This is a genomic window from Shinella sp. OV683 (assembly GCF_057787725.1).
In genome coordinates this window covers 3,693,392-3,711,073 of record NZ_CM173543.1, presented here as the reverse complement: position 1 = coordinate 3,711,073, position 17,682 = coordinate 3,693,392, and the positions used below count along the sequence as shown (strand labels likewise).

Here is a 17,682-nt window from a genome sequence, read left to right as displayed (position 1 = left end):
CTTGAATTTTCAAAAAATGTAGCTACATTGATGCTACATATGGAGTTTCAAATGACATCGGATGCAGTGGTGCGCGCGCGGATTGATTCCGCCACGAAGGATAAGGCGACAGAGGCCCTTGCGAAGATGGGCCTGTCTGTTTCCGATGCCATTCGGCTTCTGCTGGTGCGGATTGCCTCCGACGAGGAATTTCCATTTCCGATCAAGACGCCGAATGCCGCGACCCGTGCTGCCATGAGCGAGCTTGAAGACGGCAAGGGCAAGCGCTTCAACACGGCTGACGAACTCTTCAAGGATTTGGGTATCTGATGTGTTGACGCCGGTCCGTTCCGCGCAGTTCCGCAGAGATGTGGAGCGCGTGGAAAAGCGCGGCAAGGATATGACCAAGCTACGAAACGTGCTGGTCTTGTTGCTCGAAAGCAGTGCCTTGCCGGAACGCTTGCAGGATCATCCGTTGCGCGGCGACTGGAAAGGTTACCGCGATCTGCATATCGAGCCAGATTGGCTGCTGATTTATAGGGTCGCGGGCGAAGAGTTGCATCTGGCCCGAACAGGTTCCCATGCAGACCTCTTCGACGAGTAGCCTTTACCGCTCCAGCAGCGCCACGGCTTCCACATGCGATGACCACAGGAACTGGTCGATCGGCACAACCGATTTCAGCTTGTAGCCACCGGCGATCAGGATTTCGAGATCGCGCGCCAGCGTCACCGGATTGCACGAAACGGCCGCGATGCGGGCGACTTTCGACTTTGCGATCTCGTGACATTGGGCCTCCGCGCCGGCGCGCGGCGGGTCGAAGACCAGTGCATCGGTGTATTTCATTTCGAGCGGCTGCAGTGGCCTACGATAGAGATCACGGCGCTCGACGCTGACGGGTTTCAAACCCTGTGCGTGGCGGGCGGCGTAATCGAGTGAAGCCAGCGCCGGCGCCTCGAATTCCACTGCATGCACCGCCGCCGTTCGGGCAAGCCGCAATGAGAATGTGCCACAGCCGGCAAACAGGTCGGAGACGCGCTTGGCCTTGCCGATGTGGCCGACGACCAATTCTGCCATGGCATTTTCGGCACGGACGGTCGCCTGCATGAAGCTGCCGGGCGGCAGCACGACCTGCACACCACCGAACTCGACCAGCGGCTTGTGCGGTTCGACGAGGATTTCGCTGGCAAGCGAGACACGTGCCACACCCCTCTCACGCATGGCGAGGTCTGTGGCGGCCTGGCGCTTGCGGGCATCCGGCTTCTTGAGATCGGTGAAATTGAGGTCGAGGCCAGACGACGTCACCTGGATGGTGATGCGGAACGGCTCGGAGCCGGCGGCAAGAGCCGAGGCCAACCGCTTCACCATCGGCAGGCTGGCGACGATGGCCGGATGGGCGATGGGACATTCCTCGACAGGTACGATGTTGTGGCTCGATGCCTGCATGAAGCCAAGCGCCACGCCCTTGTCGGTCAGCCTTCCGGTCATCGTCACGCGACGGCGTTCGGCAGGCGCGCAAGCGACCAACGACGCAACCTCGGTTTCGATATTGCGCGACTTCAGTGCGTCGATCACCAGTTCGCGCTTATAGGCCTGATAGGGTGCATCCGCCCAATGCTGCAGCGAGCAGCCGCCGCAGGCGCCGCCCTTGCCCTCGGGTCCGAAGTGCCGACACTTCGGAGCAACGCGATCGGGTGATGTGGTTGCCCAGGACATGACAGTGCCCTGGCTCTTGACGCGGGCGATTGCCACTTCTTCCGCGGGCAGGGTGAAGGGCACGAAGACAGGACCGCCCGGGGTGCGGGCAATGCCGTCGCCTTCTGCGCCTACCGCGTGGATCGTGACAGTCTCGGTGCTCATGATTTTCTTCCAGCCAAAAGGAATTCGCTATTCCCGTCGCCGCCGGAAATTGGAGAGGGGATTACACCGAGGCTTTGCCAACCGCCAAGCGAATTCAACCAGAGTTCGAGATCTTCAGCGATTTTCGGCGCGGAAGAGGGGTCCTTGAGCATGCCGCCCTTGCCGACATTGTCACGGCCGGCCTCAAACTGTGGCTTGACCAGCAATACGCACCAGGAGCCTGTTTCCGCGAGTTCGAGTGCGGAAGGTGCTGCGAGCTTCAGCGAAATGAAGGAAACATCCGAAACAACGGCCTTGATCGTGCGCTCGTCCAGATGGTCGGCATCGAGCACGCGAGCATTCAATCCTTCGAGGTTGGTGATGCGTCTGTCCTCACGCAGGCGCCGGTCCATCTGGTCATGGCCGACATCGACGGCGACGACGTGGGTCGCGCCGCGCTCCAGCAGTACCTGGGTGAAACCGCCAGTGGATGCACCGATATCGAGACAATCGAGACCGTTCGGTGAGAGATCAAAATGGTCCAGTGCCGCGATCAGCTTCAGGGCAGCGCGGGACACATAGGACTGGGCCGGGTCGTCAACGGTGATCTTGGCCTCGAGCGGCGTCAACATGCCTGCCTTGGTGACGATTTCGCCATCGACCCGCACGGTGCCGCGCTGAATGGCGTCGCGTCCCCGCGAGCGGCTCTCGAACAGGCCACGGGCGATGAGCAGTTGGTCGAGGCGGGAGGCTTCTGGCATGTCATTTTTCTCGATGGTTGCGCGTTAACGCTCTGGTTGCTATTTGATGTGGTATTGAGTAAGTATGCGTGAATGCCTTTTAAGATGTTCGGAGGCGGCTGTGGCAAATATATTTACATCGAATATGGATGTAGCGTTCAATTCTGACCACCTGTTCGGCCTTGGAACCTTAAACGGCACTTTTTTTCCAGTCTTGAATGGACCTATGTTGACGACATTACCCGCAAGGTAACTTTTGATACAGCTGGCTCGAATTTAATTGGGAGCTACAGCGGTGGAATCCTGACAATTACAGTTTCCTCAGGGACAAGTTTGGGACTCACGCTTGAATTTGATCCACCCTATCATGTGGAGTGGACATCCAGCCTAATCGATTTTTACAACCAGTTGTACGAAAGTGTTGTTCCGGGCACCACTGCCAACTTTCTTTCCGGCGACGATACGTTTAGCGGCAGCGATCTGGGCGACATCATCAAATCTTATGCCGGCAACGACAGGCTTGACGGCGGCACCGGCACGGACACGATGATCGGCGGTGTCGGCGACGATATTTACATCGTCGATGATGCGGGTGACATCGTCACCGAAGCCACGGGAGAGGGCTTTGACATCGTCTATGCCTCCGCCGACTATACGATCGCAGCGAATGTCGAGCGCCTGACGCTGGTCGGTACCGCCGTCACCGCCACCGGCAATGAGGATGACAACGATCTGCGCGGCAATTCCCTCGACAACATGCTCCTCGGCATGGACGGCCAAGATCGTCTCAGCGGCGGCAACGGCAACGATACGCTGGTCGGCGGCGCCGGCGACGACCGCTATGTCATATGGGCATCCGGTGACGTCATCGTCGAAGAGAGCGGCGCGGGCAAGGATGTCGTTCTTTCCGCGGTGGATTTCACGCTCGCAGCCAACGTCGACAATCTGAGGCTTCGAGGCGCCGCCATATTCGGCATCGGCAATGGGCTGGAGAACACCTTATTTGGCTCGGCCGGCGCCAACACGCTATCGGGCTTGAACGGCGACGATCGCCTGTGGGGCATGGACGGCGACGACGTCCTGCTGGGCGGGCGCGGCGATGATCGCCTTGGCGGCGGAGCCGGCGATGACCGGCTGAGCGGCGGCGCTGGTGCGGACCGGCTGCAGGGCGGCGCAGGCGCCGATACCTTTTTCTTCGCTGCTCTCCAGGAGCGCGGCGACCGGATATGGGATTTCGAGGCCGGCACCGATTTCATCGGCCTGAGCCTCAGCCTGTTCGATGCACCTTTGCCTTCGCCCGGCGTGTTGAAAGCATCGATGTTCCGGGCGAACGCGCATGGCGATGCCCTGGATGCCAACGATCGGGTGATCTACAACACCGAGACCGGCGCCTTATGGTTCGATGCCGACGGTTCGGGTTCGAAGGATGCCGTGCTGCTCGCCCGGCTGGCAGGCACCCCCGATCTCCATGCTTCGGATTTCCTGGTGATCTGAGCCATGCGGTCTGAGCCGTCTGCGCGTTCGCCAGCCATGTTGTCGAATCCGGAATGGCGGTGCCGATTTTTGAACGATGTGGTCGCAACCGCAGCGCTTGAATTCGCCCGGCTTTGCTTCATAGTGGGTAGCTGATCCAGTTCTGGCAGGTGCGCCCCATGTCCTTCTTCCCATGTCCAGATCCCGTTGCCGGCGACAGCGCTTCCATCGACCAGGTGGAGATGCTGATCATCCCGCGCACGTCGGACATCGGCAACTTCGAAGTTCGCCGCGCTTTGCCGACGGCCAAGCGAAGACTAGTCGGACCGTTCATCTTTTTCGATCGCATGGGCCCGGCACTGCTGAAGGCAGGGCAGGCCGTGGATGTCCGTCCGCATCCGCATATCGGCCTTTCCACCGTCACCTACCTGTTTGACGGCGAGATGACCCATAAGGACAGCCTCGGCAACGGCATGGTCATCAAGCCCGGCGATCTCAACCTGATGACGGCAGGCCGCGGCATCGTCCATTCCGAGCGGACGCCGGAAAACCTGCGTGGCCACGAATTCTCCCTGTCAGGGCTGCAGACATGGCTGGCTCTGCCCGACAGCCATGAGGAAATGGACCCCGCCTTCCTGCATGCAGAGGTCGAGACGATGCCGGAATTTTCCGATCGCGGCTATGCCGGTCGCGTTGTGATCGGCAAGTGGCAGGGGCTGACCTCGCCGGTGCCGGTGCCGACCGACACGCTTTACGTCGATCTCCGCATCGAGCCGCATTCCTCCTGTCCGTTCCACGCAGGCGCCGATGAGCGCGCGGCCTATATCCTGTCCGGCTCGCTCTTGGTCTCGGGAATCCGGCATGAGGCCGACCAGCTGCTGGTCTTCAGGCCGGGCGATACGGTCGATCTCGTGACCGGCGATGAACCATGCCACGTCATGTTGTTTGGCGGCGAGACCATGTCGTCAAAACGCTATATCTGGTGGAACTTCGTCTCCTCCTCCAAGGAGCGCATCGAACAGGCCAAGGAGGAATGGCGCACCGGCCGGTTCGACATCGTCCCGGGCGACGAGGAAGAGTTCATTCCGCTGCCGGCCAGCTGATTTTTTGCCCCTCACCCCAGCCCTCTCCCCGCCAAAGGGGAGAGGGAGTCTTGTCCCATATGCCTTGCTCTTAGCGCATCTCTCAATCTTCGAAAAATACTCTCGTGGAGAACTGTACTCGGGGCGGATTCCCTCTCCCCGTTCTTATGGGGAGAGGGCTAGGGTGAGGGGCAGATTCGAATTGGGAGAGAGCCGTGACTGTCGAACAAATCTACCGCGACCCCAAAAATCCCGGCGCGCCGATCATTCCGCGCGCCGAATGGGATCTCGGTCCCTATAATCGCTGGTCTTTCCTGAATGTCCGCGATCTCACCCCGACCACCCGCGTATGGCGTGGCGCTGGTGGAGCCTCGGCGCTGCCCGAAACGATCGAGCATATCGGTGGGTTGCGTTTCACCCATGAGGGCGTCGAGCGCAGCGTTGACAATGTCCTGGCCAACACGTTCACCGACGGCTTTCTGGTCATGCATCGCGGCGCGGTGGTTTCCGAGACTTATTTGAACGGTATGCAGCGGCAGACGCCGCATCTGTCGCAATCCGTGGCCAAATCGGTGACTGGCACTGTGGCCGGCATCCTGATTCATAAGGGGCTGATCGATCCCCAAGCGCTGGTGACGCAATACCTGCCCGAGCTCGAAGCAACCGCCTATCGCGGCGCGAAAGTGCAGCATGTCCTCGACATGACCAGCGGCGTGCTGTTCGACGAGTCCTATACATCCCCTGATTCCCACATGGCCAAGGTCGATATCGCCTGCGGCTGGAAAGATCTCAGGGACCCCACCTGGCCGACGACGATGTGGGACTTCATCCTGACCTTGACCGAACTGGAAATGCCGCATGGCGAGGCTTTCCGCTATCGGTCCATCGAGACCGATGTGCTGGCATTCGTCATGCAGCGCGCCACTGGCAAGATGCTCGCCGATCTCGTCAGCGAACATCTCTGGGCACCCCTCGGCGCCGAGGAAGACGCATACTTTACGGTCGATCGCGGCGGCTATGCGCTGGCCGATGGCGGCTTTAACGCGACGCTGCGGGACTATGGCCGCTTTGCCCAGATGATCACCAATGGCGGCAGTTTCAACGGCAAGCAGATCGTGCCGGCAGAATGGATCGCGACATCCAAGGCGGCAAACCATGCCATTTTTGGCCCCGTTTACCAGGTCGTGCTGCCCAACGGCGCCTATCACAACCAGTTCTGGATCGAGGATGTCGATCGTCCCGTTCTCGTCGGGCGCGGCGTGTTCGGACAGATCCTATACATGGATCAGGATGCCGAATTTACGGCTGTCAAACTGTCGAGCTGGCCGGAATTCCTCAATGCCGATCGCACCAAGCTGACGCTGGCGATGATCCGCGCCATCCGCGAAGCGCTTGCCTCCTGACGGGGGGAAGTGCTGCAAATCGACACAATCACTGGGAAATGAACGGTTTGTCTTTGCCCTGTTGGCGGAATAACTGTAATTTGGATACTTGCGCCTTAATTTACCCGCCCTTTGCGATTGAAAAAGGTGCCAAGACCGATAATAAAGCCGGATCAATATGATGTCCGGCAAACAGGACCAAATCGTGAGTCAAATGCCCCAGACGCCGCTTCTCGATCAGGTGAAATATCCTGACGATCTCCGGAAGCTCGATGACAAGGATATGCCGCAGCTGGCCGAAGAGCTGCGCGCGGAAATGATCGATGCAGTGTCGAAGACCGGCGGCCATCTGGGTGCTGGTCTGGGCGTGGTGGAACTGACGATTGCCATCCACAAGGTGTTCAATACACCCTATGACCGGGTGATCTTCGACGTCGGCCACCAGTGTTATCCGCACAAGATCCTCACCGGTCGCCGCGATCGCATCCGCACGCTGCGCCAGGAAAACGGGCTTTCCGGCTTCACCAAGCGAGCCGAAAGCGAATACGATCCGTTTGGTGCCGCCCATTCCTCAACCTCGATTTCCGCTGGCCTCGGCATGGCGGTCGCAGCCGAGATGGATCAATCCAAGCGCAACGTCATCGCCATCATCGGCGACGGCGCGATGTCCGGCGGCATGGCGTTCGAAGCGCTCAACAATGCCGGTTCGCTCGACGCGCGGCTGATCGTCATCCTCAACGACAACGACATGTCGATCGCCCAACCCACGGGCGCCATGAGCGCCTATCTGGCGCGTCTGGCATCGGGCCGCACCTATCTCGGTTTCCGCGAAATCGGCAAGAAGCTCACCGCCTATCTCGGCAAGAAGGTCGACCGCGCCATCACCCGCGCTGTCGAGCATGCGCGTGGCTACGTGACCGGCGGCACGCTGTTCGAAGAGCTCGGCTTTTACCACATCGGCCCGATCGACGGCCATTCCTTCGAGCATCTGCTGCCCGTGCTGCGCAATGTCCGCGATAATGGCAACGGCCCGGTGCTGATCCATATCGTCACCCAGAAGGGCAAGGGCTACGCGCCCGCAGAAGCCGCTGCCGACAAGTATCACGGTGTCAACAAGTTCGACGTCATCACCGGCACCCAGGCCAAAGCCAAGCCGAACGCGCCCGCCTACACCTCTGTCTTCGCCGAAGCGCTGATCGAGGAAGCCAGGCACGACCCGAAGATCGTCGGCGTCACTGCTGCCATGCCGACCGGCACCGGCCTTGATAAGTTCTCGGAGATCTTCCCGGCCCGCACCTTCGATGTCGGTATCGCGGAGCAGCATGGCGTGACCTTTGCGGCTGGCCTCGCCGCCGAAGGCTACAAACCGTTTGTGGCGATCTATTCGACCTTCCTGCAGCGCGCCTATGACCAGGTGGTACATGACGTGGCGATCCAGGGCCTGCCGGTTCGCTTCGCCATCGACCGCGCCGGCTATGTCGGTGCCGATGGCCCCACCCATGCCGGATCGTTCGACACGACCTATCTCGCGACCCTTCCCGGTTTCGTGGTCATGGCGGCGGCCGATGAGGCCGAGCTCAAGCATATGGTCCGCACCGCCGCAGCCTATGACGACGGTCCGATCTCCTTCCGCTATCCGCGCGGCGAGGGCGTCGGCGTCGACATGCCGGCGCGTGGCGAAATCCTTGAGATCGGCAAGGGCAGGGTGGTCAAGCAAGGCACGAAGGTGGCCTTGCTCTCCTTCGGTACCCGGCTTGCCGACTGCCTGATGGCGGCAGAAGACCTCGACGCCGCAGGACTGTCAACGACGGTGGCTGACGCCCGCTTTGCCAAGCCGCTGGATCTCGACCTGATCCGCCAGCTTGCCCGCAATCACGAAGTGTTGCTGACGGTCGAGGAAGGCGCAATCGGCGGCTTCGGCGCCCATGTACTGCATTTCCTCGCTCATGAAGGCTTCCTCGACGGACGCCTGAAGGTGCGACCGCTGGTCATGCCGGATACGTTCATGGACCAGGCCAAGCCCGAGGTCATGAACGCCCTCGCCGGCATCGACCGGAAGGGAATCGTGACGACCGTGTTCAACATGCTCGGTCAACCGGTTAATGAAGCGCAAGGTATTTCAATAAGATAGCGCGACGGTTTTCAGATTTGCCAATCGGGTCTGTGTAGATCCACTTTCATTTGTTGGTTTGCCTGAGAGCTCTGAAATAATGTTTGCTGTATCGATCGTACCATGCGGACGACCATTCGTAGATCGCGGCCTCTTCGCTTGTGACCGGCCGCCTGTATCTTTTGCTATACGTGACGCCATTGTCCGAAACAGTGGGCGCGTGAATTTCTGCGGGGCTCGCATCTGAGAAGCGCAGATACATGTAGGCAAAAACTAAGACTTGCTGTTTGTTGTGAGCCTTCACATAGCTCTCGATGTGGAGCATGCGGGATTGGACGGTCGCAAAATCTCCTAAGCGCCGCGCCCGCTCCAGTTTGACGAACAGAAGTAATAGCTGCTTGTCTTCAAGAACTGTCCTGCTTTCAGGATTACGCTTAACGCCATGACCTATCAATTTACTCACTGTATATTCATAAATTGACATATGTACGAGATCTGGCCTCATATTATAAATCAGATGTGCTTTTGATAGTTCTGTGGTCATGGTGATATATACAAAAAATCTATCAATTTTATTTATTTAAGGCGCCCCGGTCGGCACCAGCAGCAAGATCTCCAGGTCATTCTCCGGATAGAAGTCCGTCGCGGTCATCTCGAAGGTCGTGTCGCCGGTCTTCTTGACGCCGGTGCCGCAGAAGCTGACGAAATTGTCGTGTTCGCCTTTGTCGATGATCAGGGTGAATTTCTTGATCGGCCCGAGCCAGTTGGAGCCGGTCGTCAGGACATAGGAGATCCAGTTTTCGACCAGATAGGGCTTGCCTGCATTCATGTCTGCGTTGGATTGTTTTGCCAGTTTGACGAAGGCGTCATCGACGCAATATTTCTTCTTGTACTCGGCAAACCGATCACCCTTCGGCTCATTGTTCTCATCGAGGAAGGTCGTGGCCACCGTGCCGCCGATGCTCGGATGATATTTGTGCGAGACGTGGATATCCATGCCGGTCGGGAAGCTGGTCTTCCACCAATAGGCTGATTTCAGCGTCCAGAGCGGTACATATTCCTTTTTCTCGCCGGAACCATCGTCGTAGATGTCGGCCATGATCAAGCCGCGTACCTGCCAGTCGTCAAGTGTCTCTTGCGGTAGTTTCGAAAGAGCTGCGCGCGCCTCGTCGCTCTGCGGGTTCATCGGTATTTTGGCTGCTGCGACGACATCGGTCATGTCGATGTCGCCGGAATAGGCCCGCTGCTGCAGGTCCGGCTTGATGTCGACGCCATCCTGCACCACTGAAAAGCCGAGGAAATTGTCACTGGCCGTGTTGCCGGCATCGACATTCTGCTCCGGGCCGCCCTCGATATCCGGCATCGGGAAGGCGACATAGGTCTCGACGGGCTTGTCCGAGGTGTTGCGGAAGGTATAGTCTACGCGCACTTCCTTGGGAGAAATGTAGAGCTTCTCCTCATCCATCGAAATCGAGTCAGTACGCGTGAATTCCAGCCCGCCGGTTTCCAACTGGGCCGTCGTGTCATTGGCGTATGCCGGCAGCGCGGCAACGCTCAAGAGCAGGGCTGTGGTGACGGACCGGATCATGCATGCCTCCCAAACAACATTGACGGCAGGCTATGTGGCGACCCCGTCAATGGTCACTCATTTCAGGCCCACAAATAAAACGCCCCCGGATTTCTCCGGGGGCGTGTGGCATTCGAAGTTGTTAGGATTAGAATTCCTGCCAGTCGCCGCCCGAAGGAGCGGCACCACCGGAGGCGACCTTTCGCGGTGCGACCGGCTGGCGAACGGGGGCGTGGCGCACCGGCTCGGCCATGGCGCGCGCGGCTTGGCGCAGTGCTGAAGAGGTCACCGAAGCCGTCGACTGCAGCTTGAACTGCGACACCAGTTCGCGGAGCTTGGCCGCTTCCATCGCCAGGCTCGCAGAGGCTGCAGTGGATTGCTCGACCATCGCAGCGTTCTGCTGCGTGGTCTGGTCCATCGAGTTGACGGCGGTGTTGACTTCAGCCAGGCCGGTCGACTGTTCCTTGGCCGAGGTGGCGATCGCATTCATATGCTGGTTGATATCGGCGATCTGTTCGCTGATCGTCTTCAGCGCCACGCCGGTTTCGCGCACCAGCCTGACGCCGCTGCCGACTTCGGTCGTGGAGTTCTGGATCAGCCCCTTGATTTCCTTGGCGGCCTTGGCGGAGCGCTGGGCGAGTTCTCGGACTTCCTGGGCAACGACGGCAAACCCCTTGCCGGCTTCGCCGGCGCGGGCCGCTTCGACGCCGGCATTCAATGCCAAGAGGTTGGTCTGGAAGGCGATCTCGTCGATGACGCCGATAATATTGGAGATCTGCTGCGAGGAGGCCTCGATGCGTTCCATGGCTTCTTCGGCATGACCGACGACTTCGGCGGATTTGGCAGCACTGCTGTTGGCGTCGGTGGCTGCCGTGCGGGCCTCGTCGGTGCGCTTGCTGGAGCTCGTGACGTTTGCGGTGATTTCGTCGAGTGCGGCAGCCGTCTCTTCGAGCGAGGCGGCCTGCTGCTCGGTGCGGCGCGACAGATCGTTGGCGCCGGAGGAGATTTCCTGTGTACCGTTGTCGATCGCCGAAATGCCCATTGAGATCGCCGACATCGTGTCGCCGAGCTGCTTGACCGAACTGTTGAAGTCGTGGCGCAGGGCTTCGAAATCTGGCGCGAAGGCTTCGTCGATCTGGAAGGCCAGATCGCCTGCCGCCAGCCGTTGCAATCCGGCAGCGAGGCCGGACGTGGCAATCTTCAGGCGCTCGGTGGCATCGGCTTCGGCGCGCTGCTGGTCGGCAATGCGGTCACGGTCAGCCTGCTCGCGTGCGGCTGTACTGTCGTGTTCAAGACGTTTGTTGGAAATCGCTGCCTGTCGGAACACTTCGACGGCGGCGGCCATGGAGCCAATCTCGTCCTTGCGTCCCTTGCCGGTGCAATCGATGTCGGTCTGGCCGCTTGCCAGCTTCTGCATGTCGCCGGAGAGTGCGCGCAGCGGTTTGGTGACAGTCTTCCGTGTCAGGAGATAGAGGCCAATTGAAAAGACCACGGTCAGGCCGAAAATGACCTCCAGAAGGATGTTGATGATACTCTGGATGGCGGCGCTTTGCTGGGACACGGCTTCGGACGCGGCCTGGATCTGGTCACCCGCCGCCTCCATCCCCGATTCAAGGATGGAGAATTGTGTCAAAAAATCGGGCAGATCTTTCAACGCTGCAGCTGAATCGCTTTCTGCCTGGGCAACCATCTTGGTCGCGCTCTCGATATATTTTAGCAAGGGTGGCTCGACATCCGCGAGCACTTTCTGAGTTGCCGTATCAGTAGCGAGTGTCTTGTTGGCTGCAACCATCTCTCGAAATGTAGTCTCATGTTCAGCGAGGTCGGCCTTGACGTCAGCCATCTTGATCCCCGCTGCGGGATTGGCAGCGAGTAGCGCGGCAAGCACATCGGCCCTCAGCGCGTCATGCATCATGTCGGCCTGCATGTGGTTGCGCAGCACCTGCGCCGAGCGAGTGACGATGGCACTGTTTTCCATCAGGGTCGCCGCCGACCATATGCCGACGCCCGTCGCGCCTCCGGAAAGTGCAAAAATAGCGATGCTGGCGACTACAATTTTATGCTGAATTGATGCCATTGTTTTTGGATCTCGATTGACGATGTCTGATCGAGAAAGTAACAAAATCGTGCTTAATTAACTGTCAATGGAATTCGATTTTCGGCAATTTTGCGCCAGATTTGGGCATGTCCAACGATTTTCCGATATATTGGCAGTAGAGCGGTCGTGCGTTTGCCACCCTGAGCATGCTTCCGTGTACTTGGGCCGGGAACCCGAATCGCCGTAGCTTTTGAGAATTGCTCAACTGCGATCGAGCGGTTCGGTGCCGGTAGGCTTGCCGTTTCGGTCGAGGCGGATCTTCTCGATACGGGCTTCGGCCGCACTCAGGAGCGTCTCGCAATGCTTCTTGAGCGCTTCGCCGCGCTCATAGATGGCGATCGACTGGTCGAGCGCCACGTCGCCGCGTTCGAGGCGCGCAACGATGGTCTCCAACTCGGCGACCGCCTGTTCGAACGACAGGCCAGAGACCTCGGCTGTTTCCGCTGCTCCAGTCATGCTCACATCAACCCTTCATCAATCGCGCAATATGCAGGCCAGCCGATTCGGCCAGCCCTTCGAGATCATAGCCGCCTTCCAGAACGCTGACGAGACGGTTGCCGGCATATTTGGCCGCGATGTCCATCAGCTTGCCCGTGATCCAGTCGAAATCATCGCCGACCAGGTTGATCTGCGCGAGCGGATCGCGATGGTGGGCGTCGAAACCGGCGGAGACCAGCACCAGATCCGGCCGGAAATTCTCGAGCGCCGGCAGCACCCGGGAATTGACCGCCTCGCGAAAGGCGTCACCTTCGGCATAGGGGCGGAGAGGGGCGTTGACGATATTGCCAACCCCGGTCTCGCCCTTGGCGCCAGTGCCCGGATAAAGCGGCATCTGGTGAGTCGAGCAATAGAGCACGCTCGGATCGTTGTAGAAGATGTCCTGGGTGCCATTGCCGTGGTGAACATCGAAATCGACGATCGCCACACGCTCGGCACCGTGCACCTTTTGGGCATGACGGGCGGCAATCGCCACCGTGTTGAACAGGCAAAAGCCCATCACCTTGTCATGCTCGGCATGATGGCCCGGCGGCCGCCCGGCGACGAAACCATTGTCAGCCTTGCCCGAAAACACGTCATCGACTGCTTCCATGGCGCCGCCGATGGCCGTCAGCGCAGCCTGCAGGCTCTTGGGGCCGGCATGGGTGTCGGCTTCGATCTGCCGGACGCCTTCTTCCGGCATCGAACGCATCACGAAAGTCAGGTGGGATTCCGGATGGGCGAGCAGCACCGCATCCTCATTGGCAATCCTGGCCTCGACCCTCTCGAGACCCGCAAAATGCGGATGCTCCAGCGCAGCGTTGAGCGCCCGGAGGCGGTCCGGACGCTCCGGATGTCCCTCGGGAACCTGATGCTGCAGGAAGACGGAATGTTCATAGAGCCGGGTTGTCATGAAAAATGGTATAGCCTCTCGGTCTGTGGCGGTCCATCTGCGGGAACGCGATGTCAACAGATGCTTGTCGGCAAGGAAATGCTGCAAGGCAAAATGAAGTTCCGCATAAATCGATTGAGAAAAATATTGCTGATTGACATTGGATGGGTGGTTTGTGACAGAGGAAGTCTTGGATCACACATGAGGGGAGTTACCCGATGGCTGATATAGCAATCAAATCCGGCGCTGAAACACTCGAGAACATGCTCGGCGGCACATTCGCCCGCAAGGCTGCGATCACCGTTCTCGGTTCGCTGTTCCTGGCGGCAATGTCGCAGATACAGGTGCCATTCTTCCCGGTTCCGATGACGCTGCAGACGCTCGCCGTCATGCTGATCGGCATCACCTTCGGCTTCCGCCTGGCGACCGCGACCGTGGCGCTCTACCTCATCGAAGGCCTGATCGGCTTGCCGGTCTTCGCCGGCTTCTCTTCGGGTCCGGCCGTTTTCATCGGCGGCACCGCCGGCTACCTCTTCGGCTTTCTCGGCGCCGCTGCATTGATGGGCTTCATGGCCGATCGCGGCATCACCAAGTCCTGGCCGGGGATGGTGGCGACGCTGGTTGCCGGTGAAGTCGTAATCTTCGGCCTCGGCATTGCCTACCTCGCTTATCTCTACGGCTTCGACAAGGCGCTGGAATACGGCCTCTATCCGTTCGTGCTTGGCGATCTCTTGAAGATGGCGCTCGCGCTGCTGCTGGGCAAGGGCGTTCTCAAGGGTGCCTCGCACTTTGCCAAGCTCTGATCTCTCAGAGAGCAAACTGACATCCCAGATGGTGCCCGTGCGTTTGCGCGGGCACCATTTTTTATGCATCCTGACCTATCGTGGTTTCGGCTACACCAAGCCTTTCGTCGACAACATGACCGATATCGTCGGCCAGATCGACGCGGGACGGCCGGTGGTGCTGTGCGAGGGCCCGGACGATATCTGCGGCGGCTTCACCGCCCACTGTCGCACCGTCTGCGACCATGATTGCGCCAAGGCCGAAACGGCTGAAATGGATATCGCCGCCATAGAAGCTATTCGCAGCCGGCTAGAACTCGGCGCCGACATGCCGCTTGTTCTGGACAAGGCTGCGATCACGCAACTGCGCGAGGGCTTTGCCGATGGCTCGATCCGCAAGGCCTGCATCCGCTGTTCATGGAATGAATTCTGTACGGAAATCGCGGCCGAGGATTACTCCGGCGTCAGGCTGTTTGCGCCGAACTGACCTCTGCACTCGCGATCCACTCCAGCTTGCCGTTCTGATATTTCAGGATCTGGTCCTGAGGGATATCGAGATTGGCTGCCTGCGCGGTGCTCAGCGTGGCCGTCAGGGTGAACAGGCAGCGCATGACGCCGCCATGGCAGACGGCGACCGTTGGGCCTTCGACGCTCTTTAGCCAGTCATCGACGCGTCGGGAGAGAATCTCGTAGCTCTCGGCATTCTTGCCCGGTGCCACGAAATGCCATTTGTCGGCGTTGCGCTCCTCGAGCTTTTCGGGGGTGACAAGGCGGATTTCGTCGATCGTCTGGCCTTCCCAATCACCGAAGCAGATTTCGCGCAGTCGCTCATCGAGTTCATAGGCCCTGGCATCGAGACCGGCAGCAGCGCGAACACGCTCCATGGTCTCGCGGGCGCGGGCAAGCGGGCTCGATACGAAGCGGTAGCGCGCGAGATCGCTGGCGAGTCGGCTGAGCAACACGCCGTTTTCGGTCGCCTGGCTGCGGCCGAGTGCATTGAGCGGAATATCCTTCTGGCCCTGCAGACGATACTCGGCGTTCCAGTCCGTCTGGCCATGGCGGATGATGTAGAGGGTCAAGGAGAGATCCTGATCATTCCCTGGCGACGGCGATATCCGGCGCATCGACGGCCTTCATGCCCACCACGTGGTAGCCACTGTCGGCGTGATGGACTTCGCCGGTCACCGATCGCGACAGGTCCGAAAGCATGTAGAGGCCGACATCGCCGACTTCTTCGATGGTCACGGTCCGGCGCAGTGGCGCGTTGTACTCGTTCCACTTGAGGATATAGCGGAAGTCGCCGATGCCGGAAGCGGCAAGCGTTTTGATCGGGCCGGCCGAGATCGCATTGACGCGAATGTTCTTCGGTCCAAGATCAACCGCGAGGTACTTCACGCTTGCCTCGAGTGCCGCCTTCGCGACGCCCATGACATTGTAGTTCGGCATGACCTTCTCGGCGCCATAATAGGTGAGCGTCAGCATCGAGCCGCCATCGGTCATCAGCTTTTCAGCTCGACGCGCCACGGAAGTGAACGAGAACACCGAGATCTGCATTGTCTTGGCGAAGTTCTCGGGCGTGGTATCGACATACCGCCCCGTCAACTCGTCCTTGTCGGAAAAGCCGATGGCATGCACCAGGAAGTCGATCTTGCCCCAGATCTTTTCGATTTCCGCAAATGCGGAGTCGATGCTGGCTTCGTCGCTGACATCGCAATCGCCAGCAACAATGGCGCCGATTTCGGCAGCCAGCGGCTCGACGCGCTTCTTCAGCGCTTCGCCCTGATAGGTGAATGCGATCTCGCCACCCTGTGCGTGGATGGCCTTGGCAATGCCCCAGGCGATCGAACGATTGTTGGCAACGCCCATAATGACGCCGCGCTTGCCCGCCATCAATCCGGCAGTCTGAGCCATGAAGGTCACTCCAGAAACTGAAAATCTAGGGTGCGCTATCGCACAGGCTGACCGACGGTTCAAGCGCGGGCAAATCATCAAATGTTAGCAACGGCAAGATTTGGTGTAGTGATCGCGGGATTCGGACAGATCCACGGCCATTTCATGTGAATATCGTCATCGGATCGTCACAAATACAGCCCGTCGCGCAGCGAGCGCATCAGGTCGACCAGTTTCTGGTCAGGGCGATCCCAGAGCAGGACCCGGACTTCGGCGATCAGATCGCCGCGGATTCCCGCGCCTTTCGGCAGTCCGCCATTGGCAATCCGGGCAGTATATTGCGAACCGGACCAGGGCGGAATGGTAATTTTCTGCGTCCCGTCGGGCGTTTCCACCTTCACTTCGCCGCCGAGCACGGCCTTGTCGATGTCGATATCGACCGAGGTGTGAAGATCATGGCCGTCGACGCGGTACCAGCGGTGCGGCTTGATTCGCACCGTTGCTATCACATCGCCGCGCTTCAGGCCGGGCAGACGATAGCCATAGCCTTCGACACGAATCTGCGTTCCGTCCTTGACCGCATCCGGCAGGGGAATGGAAAGCAGCTTGCCGTCCTGCAGCGTGACGGTCGGGTTGATGCGGTTGAGGATGTCCTCGATCGACAGGGTGGCATCGATGTTGAGATCGGGCGCGCGCTCCGGCGGTGGGATCTGCCGCGTCAGCCGCTTCAGCAGATAGGCGACGAGTTCGCGGGCCGGTGAAGGCTGTGGCTCATGGCTGCTGGTCTTCGGCTCGGGAGCCTTTTCGGGAGCCCGGTCGTAAGCGGAATAGGTTTGCTCTTCGGATCTGGCGGCTTGCGGCGGTTCTGGTTGTGGCGGTGGTGGAGCCGAGGCCGAGGCCTGGGCGCCGTCAGCGGAATCGGTGGATTTGCGGGTGCCGAAGATTTTGGAGACGACCTCTTCGGCGTTGTCCTTCTTTTGGGCTGCGTTCGCGGCATTCTTGGCGTCGACGGCAGCCGCCGCAGCGGCCGCGCGGGCTTCCGCGGAGGCGCGGGCAAGGGCTGCAGCCTTGGCTTCAGCCTCGGCACGTGCCCGCTCGGCCCGCTGCTCCATGAAGGTGGCTTCCTTGCCAGGACGTCCCGTGGCGCCAGCGGCGCGCGCGCGCGCTTCATCGAACAGGCGGCGCTTTTCGGGGTCCTTCAGCAGGTCATAGGCGCGGCCCGCTTCGGTGAAGCGGCCGACGGCGCGGGGATCGTCAGGGTTCTGGTCGGGATGAAGCGTCTTGGCGGTTGCCCGCCACGCTGCTTTTATTTCCTTTTGGTCAGCATTCTTGCTGACACCGAGAATCGAGTAGGGATCGCGCATCGCAGCCTA

18 protein-coding genes are annotated in these 17,682 nt (G+C 59.8%); 8 read left to right on the top strand and 10 right to left on the bottom strand.

Annotation, left to right across the window (positions count from 1 at the left end):
- Positions 1-51 precede the first annotated feature (51 nt).
- Both ACXHRN_RS17970 and ACXHRN_RS17965 read left to right on the top strand, forming a co-directional pair.
- A complete protein-coding gene (locus ACXHRN_RS17970; RefSeq protein ID WP_488637675.1) occupies positions 52-309 on the top strand; it encodes a type II toxin-antitoxin system RelB/DinJ family antitoxin in 258 nt (85 codons plus the stop codon).
- Between the two features lies 1 nt (position 310).
- A complete protein-coding gene (locus ACXHRN_RS17965) occupies positions 311-583 on the top strand; it encodes a type II toxin-antitoxin system YafQ family toxin (RefSeq protein WP_488637674.1) in 273 nt (90 codons plus the stop codon).
- Between the two features lie 3 nt (positions 584-586).
- Here ACXHRN_RS17965 and ACXHRN_RS17960 read toward each other — a convergent pair whose 3' ends face one another.
- Positions 587-1,837, bottom strand: coding sequence for a class I SAM-dependent RNA methyltransferase (locus tag ACXHRN_RS17960; RefSeq protein ID WP_488637673.1), 1,251 nt, complete (start codon positions 1,835-1,837; stop codon positions 587-589).
- Complete coding sequence (locus ACXHRN_RS17955) at positions 1,834-2,577, bottom strand: TlyA family RNA methyltransferase (RefSeq protein ID WP_488637672.1); 744 nt, start codon at positions 2,575-2,577, stop codon at positions 1,834-1,836. Before ACXHRN_RS17955 ends, ACXHRN_RS17960 begins: the two co-directional genes overlap by 4 nt.
- A gap of 387 nt (positions 2,578-2,964) precedes the next feature.
- On the opposite strand from ACXHRN_RS17955, the gene ACXHRN_RS17950 reads away from it, so the two are divergent.
- The 4 genes from ACXHRN_RS17950 to dxs all read left to right on the top strand — a co-directional run bounded on the left by ACXHRN_RS17950 (position 2,965) and on the right by dxs (position 8,624).
- Positions 2,965-4,050: a calcium-binding protein gene (locus tag ACXHRN_RS17950; protein WP_488637671.1), complete on the top strand. Its 1,086-nt coding sequence runs from the start codon at positions 2,965-2,967 to the stop codon at positions 4,048-4,050.
- A 158-nt stretch (positions 4,051-4,208) separates the two neighbouring features.
- Positions 4,209-5,132 carry a pirin family protein gene (locus ACXHRN_RS17945; protein ID WP_488637670.1) on the top strand — a complete coding sequence of 308 codons (924 nt, stop codon included), beginning with the start codon at positions 4,209-4,211 and terminating at the stop codon, positions 5,130-5,132.
- Between the two features lie 194 nt (positions 5,133-5,326).
- Positions 5,327-6,514: a serine hydrolase domain-containing protein gene (locus tag ACXHRN_RS17940; RefSeq protein WP_488637669.1), complete on the top strand. Its 1,188-nt coding sequence runs from the start codon at positions 5,327-5,329 to the stop codon at positions 6,512-6,514.
- Between the two features lie 193 nt (positions 6,515-6,707).
- Entirely contained in the window at positions 6,708-8,624 is a 1,917-nt protein-coding gene (gene dxs, locus ACXHRN_RS17935; RefSeq protein WP_488641937.1) for a 1-deoxy-D-xylulose-5-phosphate synthase, read from the top strand.
- A 46-nt stretch (positions 8,625-8,670) separates the two neighbouring features.
- Here dxs and ACXHRN_RS17930 read toward each other — a convergent pair whose 3' ends face one another.
- From ACXHRN_RS17930 to ACXHRN_RS17910, 5 genes are all read right to left on the bottom strand, one after another.
- A complete protein-coding gene (locus ACXHRN_RS17930; protein ID WP_488637668.1) occupies positions 8,671-9,066 on the bottom strand; it encodes a hypothetical protein in 396 nt (131 codons plus the stop codon).
- 117 nt (positions 9,067-9,183) lie between these two features.
- A complete protein-coding gene (locus ACXHRN_RS17925; protein ID WP_488637667.1) occupies positions 9,184-10,191 on the bottom strand; it encodes a DUF4424 domain-containing protein in 1,008 nt (335 codons plus the stop codon).
- 127 nt (positions 10,192-10,318) lie between these two features.
- A complete protein-coding gene (locus ACXHRN_RS17920) occupies positions 10,319-12,247 on the bottom strand; it encodes a methyl-accepting chemotaxis protein (RefSeq protein ID WP_488637666.1) in 1,929 nt (642 codons plus the stop codon).
- A gap of 222 nt (positions 12,248-12,469) precedes the next feature.
- A complete protein-coding gene (locus tag ACXHRN_RS17915; RefSeq protein WP_488637665.1) occupies positions 12,470-12,724 on the bottom strand; it encodes an exodeoxyribonuclease VII small subunit in 255 nt (84 codons plus the stop codon).
- 7 nt (positions 12,725-12,731) lie between these two features.
- Positions 12,732-13,658 (bottom strand): histone deacetylase family protein, encoded by a 927-nt coding sequence (locus ACXHRN_RS17910; protein WP_488637664.1) that lies wholly within the window; start codon positions 13,656-13,658, stop codon positions 12,732-12,734.
- Between the two features lie 197 nt (positions 13,659-13,855).
- Between ACXHRN_RS17910 and ACXHRN_RS17905 the strand changes: the two genes are divergently transcribed.
- Together ACXHRN_RS17905 and ACXHRN_RS17900 are read left to right on the top strand one after the other, a co-directional pair.
- Positions 13,856-14,440 carry a biotin transporter BioY gene (locus ACXHRN_RS17905; protein ID WP_488637663.1) on the top strand — a complete coding sequence of 195 codons (585 nt, stop codon included), beginning with the start codon at positions 13,856-13,858 and terminating at the stop codon, positions 14,438-14,440.
- Positions 14,441-14,468: 28 nt separating this feature from the next.
- Positions 14,469-14,906, top strand: a complete 438-nt coding sequence (locus tag ACXHRN_RS17900) for a DUF1284 domain-containing protein (protein ID WP_488637662.1) — start codon at positions 14,469-14,471, stop codon at positions 14,904-14,906.
- Here ACXHRN_RS17900 and ACXHRN_RS17895 read toward each other — a convergent pair.
- The 3 genes from ACXHRN_RS17895 to ACXHRN_RS17885 form a co-directional block, all read right to left on the bottom strand.
- A complete protein-coding gene (locus ACXHRN_RS17895) occupies positions 14,884-15,498 on the bottom strand; it encodes a histidine phosphatase family protein (protein WP_488637661.1) in 615 nt (204 codons plus the stop codon). The genes ACXHRN_RS17900 and ACXHRN_RS17895 overlap by 23 nt on opposite strands.
- Positions 15,499-15,511: 13 nt before the next feature.
- Positions 15,512-16,330: an enoyl-ACP reductase FabI gene (fabI, locus tag ACXHRN_RS17890; RefSeq protein ID WP_488637660.1), complete on the bottom strand. Its 819-nt coding sequence runs from the start codon at positions 16,328-16,330 to the stop codon at positions 15,512-15,514.
- Positions 16,331-16,497: 167 nt separating this feature from the next.
- Complete coding sequence (locus ACXHRN_RS17885; protein ID WP_488637659.1) at positions 16,498-17,673, bottom strand: DnaJ C-terminal domain-containing protein; 1,176 nt, start codon at positions 17,671-17,673, stop codon at positions 16,498-16,500.
- Positions 17,674-17,682: the final 9 nt, after the last annotated feature.